Genomic DNA, 19,059 nt, shown 5'->3' with positions numbered 1-19,059 from the left:
GCGCGCAACTAGCCGGTGCCCATTTTTAGCCCTAAGCTGATCGCACCCCTCCAAGCGATTGCTCCAATCAAGGGCGTAGCACTGGCGACCTATCCAAAGTGCTGATTCCTGTAGAAAGCGCCTGGAGAATTTGCAATCCCTGGGGAGATTACTGAGTTGAAGATGCAGTAGTGGCAATTGCCCGATGGCGTGACTTCTCAATTCCCGTATCCTATCTCCCATCTTAGGTATAGATAATGGGGAATTTGTTGTTTCCGGGCATCCTATAAGGAACTGTCTGGGGTGCAGAATGAAAGATGCTCAATCAATTACACCAACTACCGTTCGGCCTCTACGGGTGCTGGGGGCTATCGCTGCTGGTGCTGTCCTAATCGTAGTGGGCACCTTCCTAGTGGTCGAGGGTAGCCACCGCTACCAGCTCTGGCGGGCCGGAGGTGTCTGGTGTGCCACGATGGAGCCGAATGGTACGATTACCCAGTCCTTTGGGGCTGAGAACTGCGGTTACTGATGGTCAAGCTTGAGTGCTGCCAATACTGCAACTTCCACGCCCATAGCTCTTATATGGTCTGTGGTATTCATCCTACTGGGGTCGAGGGCAACTATTGTGTAGACTTCAGAGCAGCCTCAATTGAGGTTGTTGTACCCGACGATCTCTCGGACTGGTGCGGTGACAGGTGGCAGCCACAGGGGGCTAGTTATTACGGTGATGAACTAATTCTAGAGCCGTTGCAACGACGATCGCTGGAGCAGCGGCTGGAGCTGCTGGACAGTCACCCATTATTTACAGGTCGGTGCCCACAGTGCGAGAGGGGCATTAAAGCGATTGCTGGCCAAATCCATTACGACTGTGAGAATTGCGGATGGGTAGATGACTCGGTGTAGGTCGTATTCTTAGTGCTGGGCATCGACTCTCTCTAGCCTGAGCCAGTAAAGCAGCACAAATAGTTCTTCATCGAACAGTTCGGCCATGCGCGAGCGACCATCAAATTTTTCAGACAAGAATCCCTTGAGCTGCTCCATGGACCATCCAAGTTGCCTCACACTTGACTGTATGGCGGCATAGCATTCGTCAAAAGGGATAGGAAGAGGGTTGTTTTTAGGGGCTGGGGGCTGGGGAAAACTAAAATCTCCCCCCCGCACCCCCCCATCCGGAGGAAAAGAATTTTTCAAGCCAGCCTCAGATCCCCCACACTTCATACCCCCCCCTGTGGTCTGTAACACTGTCTGATTGCAAGGGTTTTCAGCTTCAGTGATCGCGTTACCCATGCTCTCTTGAGCAACGGCTGCTGCCTCTATGCCTTGGTCTGCAACCGTTACAGATGCTTTTTCGGGATGCCATAGGTCGGTATTCCGATAGAGAGTTTGTAAGCTGCTGCGAGCTGCGTTGGCGATCGCGGCAGCAAGGCTTCTGATGCTAGGAAATTCGATATCTTTCAGTGCGGCCACGGCCTGGGCGATGCGATCGCGGGCGTCAAGCTGGCGCAGGGTATTCTCACCCCCTGGAATCCGCTGACCTCGACGGGTACCGATAGGCCAGTAGTAGCCCTCGACCGACTTAGCCCAGTGCTGTGCCTTTGAGCGAATCTCGTTTTGATGTCGGCAATGCTCTTGAAATCCTGGTGATGCGATCGCCAGTTCAACGATGCGATCAACCAAGGCTGTGCCGGAGAGCCCCTCAAATACATGGCTCCGGGTAGCGATCGACTTCAGTAGCCGATTCGTCTGCCCGGAGCCTGTCCAACCCTCCCGGATTTCGATGTCGAGGTCGTCTTTCCACTCTTGGGCCTGCGGAGATAGCGATCGCCGATTGGATTCCTGCTTGCGCGACTCTCTGGCATGAGGGGCTGAGAGCAACAGCATCTCGAGGTCCTGCCCCTGGGCCGCCCATTCCCATTGCTCAAAGAAGGTCGAGAGCGAATCCCCATTGGGGTCGAGGTCGTCGGTCAGGAGCCAGCTGCCCGACTGGGGTTGCAGTGGCAGCCGGTGGCCGTTGTATTCCACAAATTGATTAACCCCGAAGGTTTTGGGGTTAGGGAATACCTCTAGATGTCCCTTCTCAACGAAGAATCCCTGAGCCTTCAGGCATTGGGTAAGAACGCAGGCCAAATCAAAGGTTTTGATGTCCTCGGGCAGAGGGATATACAGGTGCAACCCACCTCGATGACTGGAGCGCACCAAGACCGTTCGATTCAGACCAACGGTTTCGAGGGCACCTCGGATCTCTGCGATCGCAGAGGGTGTGCAATAGCGCCCACCTGCGTCCAGGTCGAGCATTCCATAGCGGGTTGTGTGACCAAAGCGAACTCCCACTAACACTGTGGGAGTGTTCCATTGCTCCCACAGTACTCGAGGGCGTAGCTGATGCTTTAGGGTGCGCCACCGGGCTGGAACAACATTAGGGCTCTCTAGGGATTCCCAAAGATAGTCGCCAAATAAATTGATGAAATGCTGACCCACCTCGGAGTGGGGCAGAAGGACTGAGTCCGCCATTGGATTCTAGGATGTTTAGATGAGCTGATTTCCTGTGTGGCGAAGGAAAGCTCAACTAAAAATCCAGAAAGCGTTGCTACAAATCCAAGGTAGCTGCTATCATGATATCAGTTTAGATTCCTTCGCTTCCCTTTCTGTTTGGAGACGTCTGGGGCGAGGATACTTGTTAAGACTCCTGATTTGCGGTCGGGGGTCTTAATTCTTTTAAAGGGGTTCTACTTTTTTAACCTCAAGAAACTTTATCGAAAGTCTGAAGACTACTGAGATCTTACACGAAAACCCCTGATTTGATCCTTTACAAGAACATATATCAGTAGGGAAGGTTTAAATCTTGAGCCCAAACCTTGACTCACTACGACGCCAGCAACCTTTGCACTTTCGGTAATTTTTAACAGAATAGCTGAATTTCCGTGTATTTTCGGAATATTCCATTTCTGCTGCATTTTACTGATGAACCCCAGGCACGGTCATCGAGTTGGGATTCGAGAGGCTCTACGCATGACACTCGAAAAATTCGAGGTTAATGCGCAGGAACTATCGGTGCGGGCACGCGTCTCACCAGCCACTTTGTCAGAGTTTCGCAACGATCGCAGGGAGATAAACACCTCATCCTTGCAACGCATCCTAAATGAATTGGATCCTGAGGCTTTTGTATACTGGCTAGATATAATGCGAGAGTCTGAGACTATGATCCGCGCGGCTAAATCGGATCCACATCATGATGACCTTCATTCAGATGCTCTTCTCGCTTTAGTAGACACCTATGCTAGGAGGTGCACCACCGATGAGCAACTGGCTCTGCTCCGGGTTATTTATTTAGCCTGTGATGCTAACCCCAACCTTAAATTAGACGAAGGTCAGTAGGGGCGTTGATGTGTTGATTCAAAGGGATCGTTGGCCATACCCCTTCTCAGCGCCTCTTTGACAACCAATCGGCCGAGTTATTGTTGCCCTGTGCGGCCATCATAGAGATTCGTTCCGCCGTAGGCGTACGCATGATGCACCTAGGGTGGCCGGATATCTATGTCTCCAACAACTGAGACAGTTCCTCATTCAGGAAGACCATAACCAGAAACCATTCGTGCAAAAAGGCCGTCAGTAGTCAGTAACCAATAGGGTGAAACCCTGAGGTTCGCCTATTAGGCACCGAACAAGATTATGGACAGCATAGTAAATGCTTAATGGCACAACAAAGGTCAAAGCATTTATATTCTACCTATAGATATTTGCCTGGAAATGCGGAACCCCAATCTAGCAGGCCTGCTACACGAAATCTCACAACTGCCTGTAGCCGACCGACAGCGCCTCGTAGTTGAGCTAGTCCGTCAATGCAATCTATCCATTGTCGTTAGTCCAGAGCCAAGGGGCGATGCCCCCTTGAGAGTAGTTAATAGCCTAGATGCTACCTCTGTATTGTCGCTTGCTGTAGGGGACAACTATGACTCATGCAGGTGCCACTCAGACGCAGAGCCAAGGCGCTAGAGCACGCTTAGGGCCTTGGCTCTGCCTTCTACGATCGCGCCTAAAACCTCCTGGAATTGAGCTGTACTACACATCTGTGCATACTCCCTAATTCCCGACAGCACTAACAAGAGACGTGCATTTTCATCTACTGGCACACTTCCGCAGTGCCCTAGCAATTGCAGTAGATGCGCCCTAGCCTCATCAGGGAGCGCTGTCCTAATCGCATCAATATCCGTAGTTCGCAAATCTGAAGAACCACTGAGGAACTTTGAAATGCTGCTCTCAGGAACACCAGATTTAGCCGACAGTTCAGAGGCCCGAATCGCATACTCCTCCATTACTGCCCTGAGCACGTCTCGCAGAGGGATCACTCGTACATCTGTAGATGCCGCCATACTCAGCCTCATGTGCTAATTCACTACAGACTTCAATCATATCAACAATATATCCATGAGCACTTGTCATGACAACTTGCAAGCAATAAATCCGGATTTATAGGCTGTAACTGCTCTTGGAGTGAGAGGCGATCGCAACGTTTAGCTATCGGCGTGAAAAAGATAGCATAGTCTCAACTGCCTGCATTCTTACCAAAATGACCCTACAGAATTCCCCAGCAAGGATTGATAAAAACCTACTGATCACTTGCTCTATCCTGGCCCTGGGTATTGGATGGTTAGTATTGATGCCATTGGGGCCATGGAGTGCCATCCGAGACCCAGCTCCGACTCATTACTTTGAGATAAGCGGGAAGCAGATTTTGCTAGAGACTGCTGTGACTGACCAGGAGAAGAGGCAGGGGCTGAAGGGACGCAGTAGCCTCCCCATGAACCGTGGCATGCTGTTCACGGTCAATCCTGAGCAAGTCGTTCAACTGTGGATGGCTGGCGTTCGGTTTCCGCTGGATATGGTCTTTTTACATAACGAAAAAGTATCCGCTGTACTTAGAGACGTACCTCCTTGCTCCACATCTCCTGGTGATTGTCCGATCTATCCCTCGGGGGGCATTGTCGATAGTGTGATTGAGTTGGCCGCTGGGACTGCCGACTCTCTATATCTAGCCGAAGGCAGCACGATCAAAATCCTTGGGCTGGATTAGCCTCTAAATTGTGCGCCGGTCATGTAATGACAATCCACAAGCAATAAATCCGGATTTATAGGAACAGTTTTGGGGCGAGAGACGATCGCAACCTTGAGCTGGATTTTGCGTCTGAATTTCAGCCGGACATGTGATGGCATTCCACAGGCAATAAATCCGGATTTATAAGCTGTAACCGTTCTTGGTAGGTGAGCCAGCGAAACCGCTGGTGCTGAGTTTAAACGTCTCTGAGGCGGGCTTGTAATGCGATTGCGATATCCATGCGGCGACTGCCCGGATATTGCCCGACTTAGTTATTACCATGGCCGCAAATCATACAAGGAGACCAGAGCGAATGACCTCTGTACTAATTATTGAAGATGATGTGGATGTAGCCGATACCATTCAGGCCTGCATTCAGGCGGCAGGCTACACCAGCTATCTGGCTGAAACGGGTGAGCAGGGGCTTGCGCTGTGCCCGCAGCTGGAGCCCGATATCATTGTTCTGGATTTGACGCTGCCCGATATGGATGGCATCGAGGTCTGTACCCATATCCGGCGGCTGGAGCTGAGGCGCGACCCCTATATTCTTATACTGACAGCGCGACGGGGGCAGACCGATGAAATTTTGGCCTTTGCCACCGGGGCTGATGACTACATGACTAAGCCCTTTAGCCCTGACATGTTAATCCTGCGACTGCGGGCGCTGCTACGACGTGAGCTACGCCATATCGAAAATGCGGTCGGGGCCGATGCGGCAATGATTCGGCATCAATATCTGCGGCTACACCAGACACACAGGCACTGCAGCGTTCGGGCGTTGTTGACCGACGATTGGGTTGAGCTGGAGCTAACGGCTTTGGAGTTTGATCTGTTGGCGAAATTGGCCCAGCAGCAGGGCCAGGTTTACTCCAGGCCAGAGCTATTTAAGGAAATTTGGGGGCGAGAACATCCTGGAGATGAGCACAGTACAGTCGATTCTTGCGTCTTTAGACTGCGCAAAGAAATTCGTTCGAAACTGCAGGTGCCGGAGGGAGTAAACCCGTTGGTCAAAACTGCGCGGGGAGTGGGATACAAGTTTGAAGGGCGTTGCTGAATTAAGAGATGAACCTTGGAGGGACTGGCACATCGTCGAACTTGAGGTAGTGAAGTAGCAATCGAACAGAGTGAGCCAGCATTTCTACGGTCTTGGAGTAGCAGAGCGTTTTTCGATGCAGGCGGGCTAGATAATGCCGTAATCGAGTGTTCTCTCCTTCGACCCGAGTCATATAGGTTTTGCTGACAATCTGGTCGCCCTCTGGAATAAAGCCGGGGTACACCGTCCACCCATCGGTGACATAGAAGTAACACTGCCAACTGCCAACCAGGGTCCAAAGCGGTTGAAACGTCTCGGCACTATGGTCGCCTAAAACCCACCCCAAAATCCCTTCTTTAAAGTGGTCAACGGCTGTCCACAGCCAAATCTTGTTTTTTTGAGCCTACAAAGGTTTCCAACTCGTCTAGTTCACCGACTTCTGGAGTTGTTTCAGGGTCGTAAGCATCAGGGAGCAGTTCGCCCACTTGCTTCACCCAAGTAATGACCGTTGTATGGTGTACCCCTTTGACTCGCTCTATCGCTCGAAACCCGAGGCCGTTGGTGTACAGCTTGAGACACTCGCGTCTGACCTCATCCGAGTATCCTCTGTGAGGTTCGTAGCTATCAATAAACTGACGACCGCAGGCTACGCAGATGTGATTCTGCTTACCTTTCCTCTTGCCATTCTTACGGATATGAGTGGCTCTGCACTCTGGACATTGCATCACAGATTCCCCTAATTCATCTCCTAATTATGCAACGCCGTTTGAAGATTCGCTTGATTAAACAGACTAGGTGTACCCACTGCGATCGACAGGGTCTTCGCCCGCGCCATGGCTATTGACTCCAACGGCCTGGGGTCAAATAAACCCTTCATCAGGATGGACTTTCGGCGAATGGATCGCCACATTGGAGTACCTGGAGTACCCCAAACAACTCTCTCTCAGCGGCTAATTCGAATTGAGGAGGTTGAGTGTCTACACCTCCTGTCTGGCAGTACTTTCAGGGTGATTCGAATTGAGGCGGAAGACGGAAACGACTACCTACTCTTGAGGCTTCTGGCTGGGCCACCCTCGCTCAATATTGGGCTAAAATCCAGGCCGATTAAAGAAGCCTGCCCGCGATGGATTGATCGACCTCCTCGCTTGGTTTGCGGCTGAAGTGGGTCTACACGAGGGAGGGCAACCAGCGAGTTCAAAACTGGCTCACGCCGCGTGAGGCTTGGAGGTGCAGGAGAAAGATTTGCAGGGCCGCTACGGCTGCTGGACAAACTATGTCTACCGAGGCCTCTTTGGTATGGATGCGGCGACCATGAAAAAAACCTGGACTTACTCGGTGCATGTAAACAGCCGCATTGCCTGTAATGCATAGGGTGCGATCGCCAAGGGCCGGTGTTTGACCATCGCCCAGAACTTCTTACCCTTTATCAAGCACTTACACTAAAACTTACACAACCTAATCCTCGTAGCCAAATAGGGCGTCAATATAGGTTCGATTTACGCTGCGATCGCTGGCTCCGTTTTGCATTAGGAAGAGAGCGGTAGCGGCTGAGAACACTCGTGTCTGACTGCAGCCAGGGTTGCTTTCTAGGTAGGACTGCAACGCGTTGTGGAGGTCTTCGGAAATCTCGACCTGTAGTTGAATTGGTTTGAACAAATTAGCGAGGCATTCCCCCACCTTGGAACAGGTGGGGGGCAAGGAGCGGCGGGGTCTAGTCGTTATAGCCCTGATTCTCAATGTACTACTTGAGGATGGAGAGTGGAGCGCCGCCACTGGAGACTGCGCTAAACCCGCGCGTCCAAAAGACGGGCTTCCAGCTGAGGGGGACTCGCACCAGCCCCGCTTTCATCCCGACACTCGCCTTCGACAGGGTGCGGGGCTTTCACGGAGAAGCTAAAACGGTTCGATTCCTAGGTCAAGCGCCTGCTGGCACCATAGTTCGATGCTGTTCCGGTCGCCCCGGGCCACTAACTCGGTAAACTTGGCTTGGAGAAGCTCTAGTTTGCTCCCCCCTGCGAAAGGCCCATAGGCCCAGATGCGGAGGTATTCCGTTAGCGTTGCCCGTTCGGCCCTGTCCAAGTGCTCTTTAGTGAGCAAGAATTTTTCAACGACGGGGGCCAGGTTGCCGGATACTTCGTCCTTCCAGTACACCAGGTTGCACATCGTTCCTACTTCCCCATGTGATCTTCTGTGGTGCGTAATCATCTATTTCCACGTAAGGGTTCCACGTAAGGGCTCGGAAAATGCGATCGGACTCTCGCATCCGTAGCCCATTCGTCCACTCGCTGCGATCGCTGCCCTTCCCGGTGATCTCCAGTTGCAGCCTTGACTCCCCCGAGACGGGAAAGCTGCTCATAGGCTTTATGTAGGGCGCGACATCATTGGCTCTGCCCAGGCCGTGGCGAACGTGATTCAGGTTGCGGAATTATTGGCAAGGGCCTACTTTTCCAAGTTCTCCTGCCTTAACCGGTGAAACTTCTCCGCCGCGCTGTCGGAATAGCTCTTGATCGACTCATAGCCCGCCTGGGGTCGGGTATCGTGGGCCAGCTCAGGATTGCCCGAGTACCACTCTGCCGCCACCCGCTTCACCGCCGTATTCATATCGTGGCCCGCCTGAATCTGCCGCTGAAGCGCACTCTCTAGCTTGACCCCCACGATCTGCTGCTGAATCTCGGGGTTCTGCAAAAACTCCTGGGGCGACACATCGCGGCCCAGCACATCGTAATCCCAGCCGCAGTTGCTCTTCGGTTTGCCGTCCCAGGAGCAATTGAGATTCTGCGGCATCACCTGCCCCAGACCCAGTGCTCCAGTATCAGGGTTGACGGCAGTATGATCCCCGCCCGATTCCTTGGTGACGATCGCCTGGTAGAGGGCGATCGTATCCCCCAACCGCTCATTAGGCTTGCGGCCATTCAATGCCCAGACCAAATAGCCCTTCTGCGGAGCCTGGGCCACGCCCCCTTGTAGCTGCTCCCAGTGCAGGTGAGCGCCCGTGCTGCCGCCCGTGTTGCCGGTCTTAGCAACCACCGCTCCGGCCCGGTGCTCACCCCCTTGGCAGTGGGACAGGTGAGCTGCCCTAAAGGTGATCTCAGGGAACGCCGAACTGGTCATATCCGCCACCGTGCCATAGCCCTTCGGGTCACTCCAGCAGCGCACCGATACCCGATCGCCCGCATAGCCGATCGCATGAACCTGCACCCCCTCCGGCGTCGGCAAATCAATGCCTGAATGCATCCGCATCTCCTGGTGGATCGGGTGCATCCGCAGACCAAAGCCCGAGTTGACCGTGTAGCCCGCAATCACATCCCCCTTGCTGATGGGGGCTTTGAAGTCATCGTCATAGAATCCAGCCACCGCCTCCGCCACGGCGCTGGCCTTCCTGAACCTTGCCCCCCAGGTTTCATTGGTTTCCTGATCGACCATTACCCAGGTCGAGATAGCGATCGCCCCCACGCAGCCCAGCTTGAGCACCAGATCGCCCGCCTGCATTGCCGTGCCAATCACATAGCGCCAGGTCGGGGGCAGCTCCGACCAGTGGGGCTTGATATGTTTAACGGTTGAGTTCACTGTGGGTCACCTCCCCCTCTGTCACCGTCACATCAAGGGCCAGGCCGTTGTCCAAAGCCCAGCGATAGACCCCATTACCTAGGGCGCAGGCAGGCTGCCCTAACCACTCCAGGGCGATCGCCTCTGATTCCCCCACCAGCGCCTTGCGCAGCTCGGCTTTCGTCGCATCGAGGGCAACCGGGTCAGGAGCCACCGCCACGCAGGCTTGCAGACGAGCATCGTTACCCTGCACCCTGGCCACCAGCTGCCACGCCGCAGGTTGGTGGGTGTTGACCCACGACCTCACCCCATAGACCGGGTTGTAGAACTGCCCCCGCCCCGGCTGCTTGAGGTCTAAAAACGCGGCCCCGACGAACAACGCCGCCAGGGCCAGCAGGTACCGAGTTCGGATCTGCCAGAACAGCATCGCTACTCCCCAACCTTCACAGCGCGGGTGTAGGGACGAGTCTCAATCGGTTGCCCCACCCGTTCTTCTCCGGTCAAGACCTTATGAGCGCTGCCCGCAATGCTCTGAGTCGGCACCACCAACATCGCCCCGAAGTTGGTCCCCGCCACCACCGGATTCCAGATATCACCCCCCGCCTTGACCGCTGACCCCTGCAACACATTCAGCCCCGCTGAAATCAGAAACAACCCGCCCCATACCGAAATAAAAGCTCCACCCATCGTCTGTAACGGGTGGTTGCGCAAGCAGCTGAGGCCGCTGCGAATCACCGGAAAAATACTCCAGGGGTCGGTGGTGGGTGTGATGACAAAGATCGGCTTGCGCTTGCCGCTGGTGGCATCAAACCAGCCGCCATCCTGCACGTTAGAGCGCATAGCATTGCGTGGCGCGAGCTGGACACCGCTGCCCCGCCCTGGTGAGGATAGCTGGGGCGTAATGTCGATGATTTGCCCGTCGATGATCTCAGGGCCGTTGTTGCCGTTAGCGAGTTGATTGTTCTTAGAGCTAGCCATTAGGAATTTTCCTCAATGATGGATTTGATGCGGTCGAATAAATCACAGCCCTCCTGGTACTTGTGCCCCTGGTAGCCCAGCACCTCCTTGATTACCTTCGAGCGGGACAGCCCCTGGGCCAGGGCGTTGGTTACGGCGATGATCAGGGGCAGATCTGGCCCCTGGGAGGCCTTTTGAAACTCGGTTCGGGTTATAACCGATTCGGCTGTATCGGTTGCTGCGCTGTGGTTACCGCGAGTTATGCCGCTGGTTATCGAGGCCGAACTTAGTTCGGGCACTTCATAGGCCACCATCGGCAGCCATTCTTTGATTTCGGAGTGATAGAAAACCGCCTGCTTCGGCGAGAACGAGCGCTCAAAAATCACCTCATCCTCAATCGGCGGAATGCTGGTGTCCGACTTCCGCAGGCTCTCCAGATGGCTCTGACTGCTGGGGGTCTGGATGGTGAGCAGGTCAAACGTGGCTCTCATGCCGCCGCTGACCCCGATATCGCCCACCAGCGACGACTGAGTAATGGCCCACAGCGCTCGGTCGTCTGTCTCCCCCGACGACAGCTCCATCGTGAGCTGCGACTTGAGGAACCCGTCGTACCAGGACTTGAAAGCCGTCTTCATCATCGCCAGCTCGTCGATGATCAGCACCTTGGGGCGCTGGGGCAGTTGCCGCCAGGCAAAGATAAACTTCTGCATCTGCTCACAGATGTCGTCGATGTCTTCCTTAGATTCCAACGAGTCAGCCATGAAGCCGAGCACGTTGTCGGCCTGCTCCCAGTAGCCGTGCTCCTTGGGGTGGTACTTAGGCTGAATCACCCACACCACCGCGCCCTGTTTCACCTGGGCCTGCCGGTAAGCGTGGGCCACCGTTAGCCCCTTGCCGATTCTGGGGTTAGCCGAAATCAGCGTGGGCCGCATGCGAGCAGCGAGAATAGCGGCAGGGTTGCCCACCCGAAAAGACTCCGTGGCTCCAGCGAAAGGAACTTGACCGTTCCAGCTTTGCGGTTCCGGTTGAACCGGGGGGCCTGCGATCGCCACCTTAGGCTGCTCTCCCCCCAACGCCCAAGCCACCCCACAGCCGACGGATACCAGCCCAAACACCAGCGCCGCAGGCAGATAGGGATAGGTTTTCTCGTAGCGGATCTGAGCCCCATTGGCAAAAGCCTCCAGGTCAGCCGGAGTGAGATTGCTAGCAGGCCGCTGCAGCCCACAAAACAACCCCAGGGCTGCCGCTCCAACCGAGCCGTAGAGCAAGTAGTTCTGGTTCATCGAACGCCCCTCCCGAATCGCAGCGCCACGGCTCGAACGGCTGATAGCCCCAGCAGAAACAATCCCCAGCCCAACAGCAGCGCGACCAGGACATCCGCCAGGCGCGTTAAGACCACAATCAGGACGATGCCGGTTAGAGGGGCGACAACGGCAGTTTGAAGGAGATGCCCAGGGGTTGAGCGCCACAGCAGGAACCAGACAAAACGGGCGTAATTAATCGCGGACTTCATGGGCCTGCACCTCTTCACTGAGGGAGTGTTGCCGGTCGTGGTACTGCACCAGGTTCTCAATCGCCACCACCGCCAGGTTGGTCGGCGGGTCTTGGGGCAGCGCCGCCAGCGAGCGCGCCACCTCCACGGCCTCGACCCGGAAGAGCGCCGCCTGGGCCTGTCGCCAATCGCGATCGCCCTTGGCGGCATCTAACATCACCTGGGCATCGCGCTGATAGCGGTTGAGGGGGCAGATGATCTGCTGCTGGTAGCAGGGGTCAGTGGGCTTCAGAACGTCTTGTTCCGCCTGCTGACGGTAGCGATAGGCCTCATTGTTAAGCACCGACCGACCGACGTCGGCCAGCACCAGGCGGCTGTCTTCGTAGTTGCCCGAGAGCCGGTCTTGGGCGGCGGCTAGCACGTTCTGGTAGTTAGGGGCGGGCAGTTCGCTCTGATAGGTGCCCTCGTCGCCCGTGCGGCCCGACTGAGCAAAGGCGAAGGCAATGCCGGAGAGGGCCGCCACCGCGATGCCACCAGCTGCCCAGTAACGGCGGTTTTGCCACCAGGGAACGGGGGCCAGGTAGATGTTTTGAATCGGCGATGCACCGCCAACGACCTCGCGACGGTACGCGAGGGGGACGGCAGGGGGAGTGAATTTGGCTTCCATGATGGTTACAACCAGAGTTACGGCGTTAACAGGATGAAAACGGCGGTTATCAGGGCTAAAACCCCTAACCAGCAGCGGTGGTATCGGGCGTGTCTACAACGACGCCCAGTTCCTTTCCCACGGTTTGTTGCAGTTGCGCGTGGGTGGACAGGGCAGTGTTCATCTCGGTAACGGCCATCTCGTGGCCCAGCTGGCGACCCGACTCAGCCGCCATGCCCAGCAGGGCGTTCCTAAAGCTGGCCTGATTGCCCTTAAACGCTCCCAGCGCCTGGGTGAGCTGCTGCTGTTGTAGGTGGCGACTTAGCTCGCTATTAACGCCCCGAGTTGCCAACGGAGGGGGCGTGTAAACCGATAAACCATTGCCCAGAACCTCGACGTGCTGCGCAGGCGCGGTGGGCGGTTTATCAGGGATAAACAGAGTTTGAGCGATGCTATCTTGCTCAGTCGGACTCAGCAGTGTGGGTAAACCCTTGCCCTGAGGAGTTCCTGAGATCCCCAGGGCCGTCATCTTGCGGCCTATTTCGGTGTGGGAGACCCCACAGACCTCGGCAAACTTGCGAATCGATAGTGGTTGACGTTCCACGTCGTTACACCTCTTGGTTACAGCTCGAAACTTCGGTAAACCAATGCTTTAGGCAGTTTGGTGGAACCTGGTTGTTCCAGTTGCGTTCCACCAATGGTTACAGTGATAGCATAAAGCTATCTAATCAGCTATAAATAAGCTATCTTTGGGGGTAATAAGTTACGGAGTAGCTAGCCAGTAGTAGGATCAAGGCGAAATTTATGGTCGTTTCTGTGTCTAAGCGCTACTTCATCACGCTGCCCGATGGCATAGCTGATGCCCTTGATCGATGGGCAGAATCGGAACGCAATAAGCCCAGTACGTTGGCTGCGTTCTTGGTGGAGGCTGCCGTCAGGGAAGCTGATGGACAGGGCAAGATTCCCCCGGCAACAGTAGATGGCGACAAGTGAGCATTACTGTGACACGGCGAAACGTGCTGTTACCGACAGCAACGTCCGTGCGATCGAGGCATGCGCGGCTGTTGGGCCAGGTCAGATTGAGGCTTGGGCAGGGTGTGATCAAACTTGTTAACGGCCTCTCCCTGCCAGGCGTAGAGACCGCTTTGGATCTGGAGACAAGTACAGTGAGGCTCCAGCCGTGCTCAATCTTGATGAAGAGCAATTTGGCCAACAGCCTGTTGGTCAATTAGAGAACAGAGCTAATCTTCGGGAGACTGCTTTTCCTCGTCCTCTATCTCTTCAATAGCAATATTCAGTTCCAGCTCAAACTGTTCTACCGTAGGCAGGCTGCTCTGAATATCTGGGGGAAGTTCCCCCTGGGTTTGAAAGGTTGAAACGCCAATTGGCTGCTGGGTTCCTTGGAGCGCATACTCCACTATGGTTTTATCTTTGCTTCGGCAGAGAATGATGCCGATAGTGGGGGCATCGAGTTCGTTGCGCATGAGGTTATCGACCGCAGCAACGTAGAAGCTCATTTGGCCTGAGTGCTGCGGTTCAAACTCGCGCATCTTGAGATCTACCACCACATAGCAGTGGAGCTTGACGTGGTAGAAGAGGATGTCGAGTCGGTACTCCTTGCCACTGACGACGAGGGGATACTGACTGCCCAGAAATGAGAAGCCCATGCCGAGTTCGAGGAGAAAGTCGCGGATATGGTCCACGAGGCCCCGCTCCAAATCACGCTCTTGAGCCTCTTCTGCCAGGGTGAGGAAGTCGAAGTTGTAAGGGTCTTTGACGAGTTGCTGGGCGAGGTCAGACTGAGGAGCAGGGAGGACTCGCTCGAAGTTAGTGACAGCGCCACCTAATCGGGCGAATAAATCGCTTTCAATCTGCATCACGAGAATGTCGCGGCTCCACCCGTTTTCTACGGCTTTGTGGGCGTACCACAATCGCGCTTGTTGCTCTTTTATCTTAGTGATGAGGGCGATGTTGTGACGCCAGGGCAATTGGCCAACGCTGCGTTGACCTATTTCTTCTTCGCTATACGCCTCGGCGAACGCCCTCATATATTTGAGGTTTGTCTGGGAAAAGCCGCTGATATCGGGAAACTCCCGCTTCAAATCTTTAGCCAAGCGCTCAATGACCTTGCCACCCCAGCCTTGATCTTGTTGGCGGGTCAAGATTTCGTTACCGATCTGCCAGTAGAGATGAATGAGCTCCTGATTGACGGCGAGGGCTGCCTTGACTTGGGCCGTGCGGATGCGTGACTTGAGCCCATTGAGGAAATCAGCGTAGTTGTCGTCAGAGAAGAGGGATGACTGTTTCGGCATGAGCAAGACTATAACAGGGCTTTAGTGATGCTTGATAGCTGGCCAGCTGGCGTTGCTGAATAGCAGTATGATTTCGCAAAAATTTGAACGAAATTCCAATACCTTCAGAGATTGGTGCATACCTAAAATCAGCAACTGCGCCTGGGCGATCACCGCTATAGGCGTTGCTGATTTTAGGGTATCTGTTCGCTGCTGCCCAATGGACCCGAGCCACGGTGGAGCAGTATCGCATTCAGCGCCAGGCCAATGGCGACTATTACTTTGCGCGGGTCGGAGAGTGGCCCCCCGGCAACATCAGCACCCGAGCGGTAGACAAGGCGTTGCGTCGGGCCTGTGACCTGCTGGGGCTTGAGGGGGTGAGTACCCATACCTTTAGGTGATCGCTGGCTACCCATCTCTATGATGAGGGGGTGCCACTGCGGCAGATTATGGCGATTACGGGACATGCTAGTTTGGCCTCGCTGACCAGCTACCTGAACCTGGAGCAGTGGGTGGCGGGGGATGCGTTGTTGGGGTTCTTTGCGGAGTAAGGGTGCTTAGCCTGCTCGGGTTCAACTTGGTGGGTCTGGGATGACGTCGAAGCAGTTGGGCAATGTCAGGGGCGTGAGGAAGCGGTTGAGATAATAAGACTCAGGAATAACGAAACTGTAATCGAAAATAATGCAGTACCCTTGTACTTGAAGTCTCTTGGGGAATTGAATATGGTTTCAGAAGTGTATCAGGCTTTGACGGCAGGGCGTGCCGCGATCGACAGCCTGAAAATGCTGAATCAATATGCTGATGAAGTTAAGGATTCTCAAAAACGCGGCGAGTTTATGCGTCTTATTGGAGAGCTAAGCGTTGAGCTAGCCGAAACACAAATTAGGCTTGCAGAACGTATGAGAGAAAATCATGAGTTAAAAGATGTTATTACAGATTTGCAAAAAGAAATTGAAAGCCTGAAAAGCCCTCCTAGTAAGCCCCTTCTAAAAAAGGGGCTTTATTATAGCGAGGATGAAGATGGGCCATTCTGCACCTCTTGTTACGATGATCAATCTAAACTCATCCGAGTTGTTGAAATGCCCCAGGTAATGCGAACTTTAGGTCGATACAAATGCCCTAAGTGCAACGCTGTCTATGGCGGCGGCTAATTTATCGTAATGGGCTTTTTTTGGCAAAACTTGATAGCATTCTAATTTTTCTGGAAAATTAGAATGCTATCACCCACGTCGCGATCGCAGCTACTGACTTTGCTCCTACACTGGTGCTGACGCTCCTTGCCAACGTGGCGATCGAGGATAGTATGAAGCTCTGTTAGCTAAATAAGCAGCAGCGTGCCTTCTATCTACTTTTGGGAAGGCTATTATGCAGATCATTCGCAGCCTATCTACCCTCAGAGGGGAATTAGACGATAGATAATCACCTATCTATCCGGAAGGGAGTGCATAGACAGACTGGATTGATCCAATAAGTTGTTAGCTGTCCCCTCGTTGAGTCTTTGCATTCGCCCTATGGGGCGATCGGTTTACCCAAAGTCAAAAAAAAGGAATTGGAAGTGGCAGCAAACATTACCTTTATTGAACAAAACGCTCCAATAGATGAGTACGGCCGTGCTCTTTACGCAGTCTCTCGATCAATTCTTAGAGCATTGATCGATTCTATATCTGATGAAGACTTGACAGATATAAACACTCCACTGGCTGACGTCAGGATGAGACAGTTAGCCAAAATAGCAAGACTTGAGCGTGATAAGGGAATGAGAGGTGATGGCTTCGAGTGGGCAGTTCATGAGGCTATTCTCGGGAAAGAGCCGAGTGTATTAAATCCGCTGAGCAAAGCTCTGAGACGTGCATCAAAATATGTAAAAGATAGCGAACCAACATCTTTATTATTTGGTCAAGAGCGTGCAAAGTATTTGGGATTTCTTGAAGCTGTTGTGGACGAAGCGGGTACAGATTCATATCTTCTACCGCAAGGAAAAGGAAAACCATTCAAATTCGGACCTTGGGTGGCAGTTGCAGCACAAGGGTATGCAGCAGAGCATTTACTTAACGAACGAATTAAGAAGATATGGAAAACCGATCTATTTCTGTCCACTATCGATGATCAAAGACACTTTGCTGCAACAATAAAATCGAATTTTGCTCAATTAGAGGGTGGACAAGGTTTACGCATAGGCATTGTCCCAGAATCTACTAGCCCACAAAATAAAACTGGAGTCACATTTAGCCAAAAACATGGGCTGTGGGTTGTAACATTAGCTGATCCTAATGGTTTTATGGGGCTATTTAACGATGCCTATCATGCAGTTGCAAGGGCGGTATGCACTCTCGGCAAACAAGAACCACCGCCGTATTTCATTAAACCAAGCGCAAAAGCTCAAAAAGTTCAAGAACAGTTAGAAAAATATCCAGATGCAAAAGCTGTTGATATTGAAGATGCATTGAATGAAGCAGCACAGCAAGACTTGGTTGCTAGTTCACATAAGCTCGTGAGTGTTAATGCACCAGATTGGCTTCATATCAAAGCAATGGCACCGAAGATAATTTCTCCAAAGCCGAAATTTATTAAACTGGACTAAGGCTTACGAAAATTAGTTATATTGTGCAGTGTTCGCAAACAAGCAACAGAATAAATTTTGAGATTAAGAATATAGATGATCGGCAATGAAAGTCAGCTAATAATGCCCATGTATACCGACTGCCGAGAATGGATTGGTTGCGATTCAAGGGTTATTTGCGGCGGGTGATGGACAACGTTCACATCACCCCTACCCATTAGGAAAGCTCTGATGGCTAAGGGCACCTGGACCGCTCGATTGGATAAGGCAGGGGTGAGGCTGAAGGCGATCCAGGACCTGAGCGCCGTCGTCGATGGGCAGCGCTGCAACGGTATCTGAATGTGTCGGATGAGAGGGTGGATGCGATCGCAAAGCTGTAAAGCAACTGGCTGTTTAATCAAGGTCTGTAGGGGTAGCGCCTTTGATAGATAGCCTTTATCAACTCTCTGGAAGAAGAAATCTTTGAAGCTGTTATTTGTGCAGATATCATGCAGAGAATCGATCTAAAGATAAGAAAGAGAATCCTATATTCTGTAAGTTCTTGAAGAAGGGATTTGATTCAAACTATGCTACAGAGTGTAAGAGGGCGTTTGAAAAGGGCAGGGGTGTAGCGAATTAGGCCAAGCGCCTCAGCATGATGCGAATCATAGCGATCTGGAGCATGGCCTCAGCGTTTTCAGGCAACTGCTCATAGTCTTGAACCAGGCGACGAGACCAGCGCCACCAACCAAAGGTGCGCTCRACCACCCAGCGTTTTTTAAGCAAGACGAAGCCCTTCGATTCGTGAGGTCGCAAGACGACCTGGACGATCCAACCTAAGGTATCCATCGCCCATTGCAGAAAGTTGGGGCCGCTATAACCGCCGTCGGCCCAGACCAGATAAACTCGCGCGGCCCGTTCCCCCATGCGATGAAGCTTTTGCAGTGCCTGCTGGCCTCCAGTTCTCTCAGGAACGCTAGCCGCAGTGACCACAACCGCCATCATTAGGCCCAGGGTATCGACTACCAGATGCCGCTTTCGCCCTTTAGTCGCTTTGGCCACGTCATAGCCCACTGAGCGATGCACCATCGGTGCGGTGGCCACGCTTTGACTGTCCAGAATCACTTCCGACGGACTCTCGGAGCGGTCATGGGCCGCACGTGCCCAGCCTCGTAACCGCTCATGGAGAGCATCCCAGGTACCATCCTTGACCCAGTTACGGTAGTAGGTGTACACCGTTTGCCACGCCGGAAAGTCACCCGGCAAATCCCGCCAACTACACCCTTGAGCGACCAGATAGAAGATTGCATTGAGCACCGCCCACAGACAGACCGTTCGGGGTCGCCCTCCGGGCTTTGCCGCTGGCAACAAGGGCTCAATCAACTCAAACTGGTCACGGGTCAAATTGCTAGTGTAGGCTTTACTCATCGCTCTCACGGGGCTGTAGTCTTAGTAATCTCAGCCTAGACCGTGTGAGCTTTTTT

General features: G+C 53.4%; 21 protein-coding genes. 9 read left to right on the top strand and 12 right to left on the bottom strand.

Annotated elements, in window-relative coordinates; all coding sequences use genetic code 11:
• Positions 1 to 289 precede the first annotated feature (289 nt).
• The gene (locus IQ265_RS25230; RefSeq protein ID WP_194058730.1) at positions 290 to 508 is read left to right on the top strand and encodes a hypothetical protein; all 219 of its coding nucleotides are present in this window, start codon (positions 290 to 292) and stop codon (positions 506 to 508) included.
• Positions 509 to 891: 383 nt separating this feature from the next.
• Here IQ265_RS25230 and IQ265_RS25225 read toward each other — a convergent pair whose 3' ends face one another.
• Complete coding sequence (locus tag IQ265_RS25225) at positions 892 to 2,490, bottom strand: hypothetical protein (protein ID WP_194058729.1); 1,599 nt, start codon at positions 2,488 to 2,490, stop codon at positions 892 to 894.
• Positions 2,491 to 2,988: 498 nt separating this feature from the next.
• Here IQ265_RS25225 and IQ265_RS25220 point away from each other — a divergent pair, with 498 nt between their 5' ends.
• The 3 genes from IQ265_RS25220 to IQ265_RS25205 all read left to right on the top strand — a co-directional run bounded on the left by IQ265_RS25220 (position 2,989) and on the right by IQ265_RS25205 (position 6,125).
• Entirely contained in the window at positions 2,989 to 3,354 is a 366-nt protein-coding gene (locus tag IQ265_RS25220) for a hypothetical protein (RefSeq protein ID WP_194058727.1), read from the top strand.
• A 1,192-nt stretch (positions 3,355 to 4,546) separates the two neighbouring features.
• Positions 4,547 to 5,050, top strand: coding sequence for a DUF192 domain-containing protein (locus IQ265_RS25210; RefSeq protein WP_347405019.1), 504 nt, complete (start codon positions 4,547 to 4,549; stop codon positions 5,048 to 5,050).
• 334 nt (positions 5,051 to 5,384) lie between these two features.
• Positions 5,385 to 6,125 carry a response regulator transcription factor gene (locus IQ265_RS25205; RefSeq protein WP_194058723.1) on the top strand — a complete coding sequence of 247 codons (741 nt, stop codon included), beginning with the start codon at positions 5,385 to 5,387 and terminating at the stop codon, positions 6,123 to 6,125.
• A 1-nt stretch (position 6,126) separates the two neighbouring features.
• Here the strand turns inward: IQ265_RS25205 and IQ265_RS25200 are convergent.
• Positions 6,127 to 6,829 (bottom strand): IS1 family transposase gene (locus tag IQ265_RS25200; RefSeq protein WP_228038449.1). Its coding sequence is split into 2 segments (ribosomal slippage): positions 6,127 to 6,499 and positions 6,498 to 6,829, totalling 705 coding nucleotides; the frame shifts between segments, so codons are not numbered across the junction.
• 502 nt (positions 6,830 to 7,331) lie between these two features.
• Between IQ265_RS25200 and IQ265_RS25195 the strand changes: the two genes are divergently transcribed.
• Positions 7,332 to 7,475, top strand: coding sequence for a hypothetical protein (locus tag IQ265_RS25195; RefSeq protein ID WP_194058718.1), 144 nt, complete (start codon positions 7,332 to 7,334; stop codon positions 7,473 to 7,475).
• An 84-nt stretch (positions 7,476 to 7,559) separates the two neighbouring features.
• On the opposite strand, the gene IQ265_RS25190 is transcribed toward IQ265_RS25195, so the two are convergent.
• The 8 genes from IQ265_RS25190 to IQ265_RS25155 all read right to left on the bottom strand — a co-directional run bounded on the left by IQ265_RS25190 (position 7,560) and on the right by IQ265_RS25155 (position 13,349).
• Positions 7,560 to 7,781 carry a DUF2811 domain-containing protein gene (locus tag IQ265_RS25190; RefSeq protein WP_347405020.1) on the bottom strand — a complete coding sequence of 74 codons (222 nt, stop codon included), beginning with the start codon at positions 7,779 to 7,781 and terminating at the stop codon, positions 7,560 to 7,562.
• A 762-nt stretch (positions 7,782 to 8,543) separates the two neighbouring features.
• Complete coding sequence (locus tag IQ265_RS25185; protein ID WP_194058714.1) at positions 8,544 to 9,671, bottom strand: peptidoglycan DD-metalloendopeptidase family protein; 1,128 nt, start codon at positions 9,669 to 9,671, stop codon at positions 8,544 to 8,546.
• The gene (locus IQ265_RS25180; protein ID WP_194058712.1) at positions 9,655 to 10,077 is read right to left on the bottom strand and encodes a hypothetical protein; all 423 of its coding nucleotides are present in this window, start codon (positions 10,075 to 10,077) and stop codon (positions 9,655 to 9,657) included. Before IQ265_RS25180 ends, IQ265_RS25185 begins: the two co-directional genes overlap by 17 nt.
• 2 nt (positions 10,078 to 10,079) lie before the next feature.
• Entirely contained in the window at positions 10,080 to 10,628 is a 549-nt protein-coding gene (locus IQ265_RS25175; protein ID WP_194058709.1) for a hypothetical protein, read from the bottom strand.
• Positions 10,628 to 11,890: a hypothetical protein gene (locus tag IQ265_RS25170; protein ID WP_194058707.1), complete on the bottom strand. Its 1,263-nt coding sequence runs from the start codon at positions 11,888 to 11,890 to the stop codon at positions 10,628 to 10,630. Before IQ265_RS25170 ends, IQ265_RS25175 begins: the two co-directional genes overlap by 1 nt.
• On the bottom strand, positions 11,887 to 12,120 hold the full coding sequence (locus IQ265_RS25165) for a hypothetical protein (RefSeq protein WP_194058705.1): 234 nt from the start codon (positions 12,118 to 12,120) through the stop codon (positions 11,887 to 11,889). Before IQ265_RS25165 ends, IQ265_RS25170 begins: the two co-directional genes overlap by 4 nt.
• A complete protein-coding gene (locus IQ265_RS25160; RefSeq protein WP_194058703.1) occupies positions 12,104 to 12,766 on the bottom strand; it encodes a hypothetical protein in 663 nt (220 codons plus the stop codon). The genes IQ265_RS25165 and IQ265_RS25160 overlap by 17 nt, the downstream gene beginning before the upstream one ends.
• Before the next feature lie 64 nt (positions 12,767 to 12,830).
• Positions 12,831 to 13,349 carry a hypothetical protein gene (locus IQ265_RS25155; protein WP_194058701.1) on the bottom strand — a complete coding sequence of 173 codons (519 nt, stop codon included), beginning with the start codon at positions 13,347 to 13,349 and terminating at the stop codon, positions 12,831 to 12,833.
• A gap of 200 nt (positions 13,350 to 13,549) precedes the next feature.
• On the opposite strand from IQ265_RS25155, the gene IQ265_RS25150 reads away from it, so the two are divergent.
• Positions 13,550 to 13,738, top strand: coding sequence for a hypothetical protein (locus IQ265_RS25150; RefSeq protein WP_228038447.1), 189 nt, complete (start codon positions 13,550 to 13,552; stop codon positions 13,736 to 13,738).
• Positions 13,739 to 13,986: 248 nt separating this feature from the next.
• Here IQ265_RS25150 and IQ265_RS25145 read toward each other — a convergent pair whose 3' ends face one another.
• Positions 13,987 to 15,057: a PDDEXK nuclease domain-containing protein gene (locus IQ265_RS25145; RefSeq protein ID WP_194058699.1), complete on the bottom strand. Its 1,071-nt coding sequence runs from the start codon at positions 15,055 to 15,057 to the stop codon at positions 13,987 to 13,989.
• Between the two features lie 164 nt (positions 15,058 to 15,221).
• Here IQ265_RS25145 and IQ265_RS25140 point away from each other — a divergent pair, with 164 nt between their 5' ends.
• The 3 genes from IQ265_RS25140 to IQ265_RS25130 all read left to right on the top strand — a co-directional run bounded on the left by IQ265_RS25140 (position 15,222) and on the right by IQ265_RS25130 (position 17,617).
• Positions 15,222 to 15,437, top strand: a complete 216-nt coding sequence (locus IQ265_RS25140) for a hypothetical protein (RefSeq protein WP_194058697.1) — start codon at positions 15,222 to 15,224, stop codon at positions 15,435 to 15,437.
• A 321-nt stretch (positions 15,438 to 15,758) separates the two neighbouring features.
• Positions 15,759 to 16,187 carry a hypothetical protein gene (locus IQ265_RS25135; RefSeq protein ID WP_194058695.1) on the top strand — a complete coding sequence of 143 codons (429 nt, stop codon included), beginning with the start codon at positions 15,759 to 15,761 and terminating at the stop codon, positions 16,185 to 16,187.
• 347 nt (positions 16,188 to 16,534) lie between these two features.
• Complete coding sequence (locus IQ265_RS25130) at positions 16,535 to 17,617, top strand: hypothetical protein (RefSeq protein ID WP_194058693.1); 1,083 nt, start codon at positions 16,535 to 16,537, stop codon at positions 17,615 to 17,617.
• A 594-nt stretch (positions 17,618 to 18,211) separates the two neighbouring features.
• On the opposite strand, the gene IQ265_RS25125 is transcribed toward IQ265_RS25130, so the two are convergent.
• Positions 18,212 to 19,003, bottom strand: a complete 792-nt coding sequence (locus tag IQ265_RS25125) for an IS5 family transposase (protein ID WP_194058691.1) — start codon at positions 19,001 to 19,003, stop codon at positions 18,212 to 18,214.
• Between the last annotated feature and the right edge of the window lie 56 nt (positions 19,004 to 19,059).

It is taken from the genome of Nodosilinea sp. LEGE 06152 (genome assembly GCF_015207525.1).
Classification (GTDB): domain Bacteria; phylum Cyanobacteriota; class Cyanobacteriia; order Phormidesmidales; family Phormidesmidaceae; genus Nodosilinea.
Note: the sequence above shows the minus strand (reverse complement) of the source record. Positions and strands in the feature narration are given on the sequence as shown.

Excerpts from the sequence above, each read along its gene's own strand:
- IQ265_RS25230 (WP_194058730.1), top strand. The coding sequence starts at position 290 with ATGAAAGATGCTCAATCAATTACACCAACTACCGTTCGGCCTCTACGG.
- IQ265_RS25225 (WP_194058729.1), bottom strand. The coding sequence starts at position 2,490 with ATGGCGGACTCAGTCCTTCTGCCCCACTCCGAGGTGGGTCAGCATTTC.
- IQ265_RS25220 (WP_194058727.1), top strand. The coding sequence starts at position 2,989 with ATGACACTCGAAAAATTCGAGGTTAATGCGCAGGAACTATCGGTGCGG.
- IQ265_RS25210 (WP_347405019.1), top strand. The coding sequence starts at position 4,547 with ATGACCCTACAGAATTCCCCAGCAAGGATTGATAAAAACCTACTGATC.
- IQ265_RS25205 (WP_194058723.1), top strand. The coding sequence starts at position 5,385 with ATGACCTCTGTACTAATTATTGAAGATGATGTGGATGTAGCCGATACC.
- IQ265_RS25180 (WP_194058712.1), bottom strand. The coding sequence starts at position 10,077 with ATGCTGTTCTGGCAGATCCGAACTCGGTACCTGCTGGCCCTGGCGGCG.
- IQ265_RS25175 (WP_194058709.1), bottom strand. The coding sequence starts at position 10,628 with ATGGCTAGCTCTAAGAACAATCAACTCGCTAACGGCAACAACGGCCCT.
- IQ265_RS25170 (WP_194058707.1), bottom strand. The coding sequence starts at position 11,890 with ATGAACCAGAACTACTTGCTCTACGGCTCGGTTGGAGCGGCAGCCCTG.
- IQ265_RS25165 (WP_194058705.1), bottom strand. The coding sequence starts at position 12,120 with ATGAAGTCCGCGATTAATTACGCCCGTTTTGTCTGGTTCCTGCTGTGG.
- IQ265_RS25160 (WP_194058703.1), bottom strand. The coding sequence starts at position 12,766 with ATGGAAGCCAAATTCACTCCCCCTGCCGTCCCCCTCGCGTACCGTCGC.
- IQ265_RS25150 (WP_228038447.1), top strand. The coding sequence starts at position 13,550 with ATGGTCGTTTCTGTGTCTAAGCGCTACTTCATCACGCTGCCCGATGGC.
- IQ265_RS25145 (WP_194058699.1), bottom strand. The coding sequence starts at position 15,057 with ATGCCGAAACAGTCATCCCTCTTCTCTGACGACAACTACGCTGATTTC.
- IQ265_RS25135 (WP_194058695.1), top strand. The coding sequence starts at position 15,759 with ATGGTTTCAGAAGTGTATCAGGCTTTGACGGCAGGGCGTGCCGCGATC.